A 2516-nucleotide genomic window follows, 5' to 3' on the forward strand; every position below is an offset into this window, starting at 1 on the left:
GCGTCGAGGCCGTGGGGCGCGTCACCAGCGGCTCGTTTGCGCCTTCATTGGGCTATGTCATTGCTTTTGCCTGGGTGGATGCCGCCCATGCGGATAAAGAAGATTTTGTGGTGCGTGCCTCCAGAACGGAACTGCCCGCCAAAAAGGTGGAAATTCCTTTCTATAAAGAAGGCACGGCCCGCAAGAAGCTGGTCTGACGCGCGCGGCATTCTGTCGGCCGCTTTGCGGCGCAGACCTGCCGCCCGCGAGAAACGTGAAGGCTTGTAGCCCGAGAGGGCGCGTACTGTTCCCCCCAACTACATATTTCAGGAGAATGCACATGGCTACCAATCCCTCGGATCTGTTGTACAGCAAGAGCCACGAATGGGTGCGCCTGGAAGGCGACGAGGCCGTGGTGGGCATCACCCACTTTGCCCAGGAATCTCTTGGCGACATCACCTATGTGGAGCTGCCGCTCGTGGGTGATGAAGTGAGCGAAGAAAGCGAATTCGGCTCCATTGAATCCGTCAAGGCCGCCAGCGACCTCATTTCGCCCGTGAGCGGCGATGTGGTCGGCATCAATACCGCCCTGGAGCAGGCGCCTGAAAAGTGCAATGCCGATCCTTATGGCGAAGGCTGGCTCATGCGCGTCAAGTTTTCCAGCAAGCCCGAAGGGCTTTTGGACGCAGCAGCCTACGAGGCGTTCTGCGCCGCCGAAGGCCATTAAAGCACGTATTTTTCCGGCCTCTGGACTTGCCGTGCGGTTTCTCGCCGCACGGCGGCCAGAGCCGGGAGAATGGACCGGACAGCGCGGGCAGCGGCACGCCCCGGCCGGAAAACAGAACCTTGCGGGCTCGCAGGTTACACGGGTCTGGACAGAATCTGTTTCGAATCTGTTTCGAGTTTGGCCCGAATCTGGCCCGAACCTGCCCCGAACCTGTTATGGGCTTGCCCGCACAGGACGGGCAGCCGCCGGATATTTCATGAAACGGCGGGCAAAACGGCTCTCCGGCATGCCCCGGTATGCCGCCGAACTGCCGTCAAGCTGTCGTTGACCTGCCGTGCAGGCGAGAGCCGTTCGACGTCCCCGTACTCTGCGTCATCATGCTTTTTTCAGGCACACGTTCACGCGTAACATGCTCAAGGAGCGGATATGCCATACATCCCCCACACGCCGGAAGAGTTGCAGGAAATGCTCTCTGTGGTTGGCGTGCGCGATCTGGACGGCCTTTTTGCCGATATCCCCCCAGAAATGCGCCCCAAACAGTTCAATCTGCCCAAAGGCCAGTCCGAAGCCGCGGTCTGCGCCTATTTTGAAGGTCTGGCCGCCAAAAACTGCCCGGATCTCGTGTCTTTTCTGGGCGCGGGCTATTATGCCCACGACATTCCCAAGGCCGTGGATGCCCTTGCGGGCCGCAGCGAATTCTATACCTCCTACACGCCGTACCAGCCCGAATGCTCGCAGGGAACCCTTCAGGCCATCTTCGAGTTTCAGACGGCTGTGAGCCGCCTCATGGGCATGGATTGCGCCAATGCCTCTGTGTATGACGGCGGCACGGCCATTTTCGAGGCCGCCATGATGGCCGTGCGCTCCACACGCCGCCGCGTGCTGGTGGTGGACGAGGCCGTCAATCCCATCTGGCGGGTCATGCTGGCTTCATACATTTCCAGCCTTGATCTTGAGCTCAAGACCGTGCAGCAGGAAAAGGGCGTCAGCCGTCTTGACGCGCTCATGGCCGCCATTGACGACACCACCGCCGCCGTGATCGTGCAGAACCCCAACTTCTTCGGGGCCGTGGCGGACTACACCCAGGTCTTTGCCAAAGCCCGCGAGCACAAGGCCTTCGGCGTCATTTCCGTGTATCCCGTCATGCAGTCGGTGCTGAAAACCCCCGGCGAAATGGGTGCGGACGTGGCGGTGGCCGAAGGGCAGAGCATCGGTATGCCCCTTTCTTTCGGCGGTCCCTACCTGGGCCTCATGACCTGCCGCAAGGAACACATTCGCCAGTTCCCCGGCCGTATTGTGGGCCGTACCACCGATGTGGACGGCAAAACAGGCTACGTGCTTACCCTGCAGGCGCGCGAACAGCACATCCGCCGGGCCAAGGCCACGTCCAACATCTGCTCAAACCAGGCCCTGTGCGCCCTGCGGGCGCTTATCCACCTGTCCCTGCTGGGACCCTGCGGGCTTACACGGGTGGCGGAAAACAACATGGCCCTTACCCGTTATGCCGTGGAACGCCTCACCGCCATCAAGGGCATTGAGCTTCTCAACGATGCGCCCTACGGCAATGAGGTGGCCCTGCGCCTGCCCATGCCCGCCCAGATGCTGGTGGATGCCCTGTCCGCGCACGGCTGCGTGCCCGGCTATCCTCTTGGCCGCTACTATCCCGGTATGGAAGACGTGCTGCTGCTGGCCTGCACCGAGCGTAACAGCCGTCAGCAGATCGGCATGCTGGCCGAAACCGTGGGAGGTCTGCTGTGAAAACCATCTTCGCCAAATCCGTTCCCGGGCGCGGCGCGTGCTGCATAGAGTC

At 61.3% G+C, this 2516-nt stretch carries 3 protein-coding genes; all 3 read left to right on the top strand.

The genetic code is table 11. The features are described from left to right. On the top strand, positions 1-197 hold a 197-nt coding region (locus V6C16_RS11135), incomplete at its 5' end, for a glycine cleavage T C-terminal barrel domain-containing protein (RefSeq protein ID WP_333543228.1). Positions 198-319: 122 nt separating this feature from the next. Beyond that, positions 320-706 carry a glycine cleavage system protein GcvH gene (gene gcvH, locus V6C16_RS11140; RefSeq protein WP_333535418.1) on the top strand — a complete coding sequence of 129 codons (387 nt, stop codon included), beginning with the start codon at positions 320-322 and terminating at the stop codon, positions 704-706. Positions 707-1132: 426 nt separating this feature from the next. Continuing rightward, entirely contained in the window at positions 1133-2464 is a 1332-nt protein-coding gene (gene gcvPA / locus V6C16_RS11145; protein WP_333543229.1) for an aminomethyl-transferring glycine dehydrogenase subunit GcvPA, read from the top strand. The last annotated feature ends 52 nt before the right edge of the window (positions 2465-2516 follow it).

The sequence above is a fragment of the Desulfovibrio sp. 1188_IL3213 genome, assembly GCF_036763145.1.
GTDB lineage: Bacteria > Desulfobacterota > Desulfovibrionia > Desulfovibrionales > Desulfovibrionaceae > Desulfovibrio.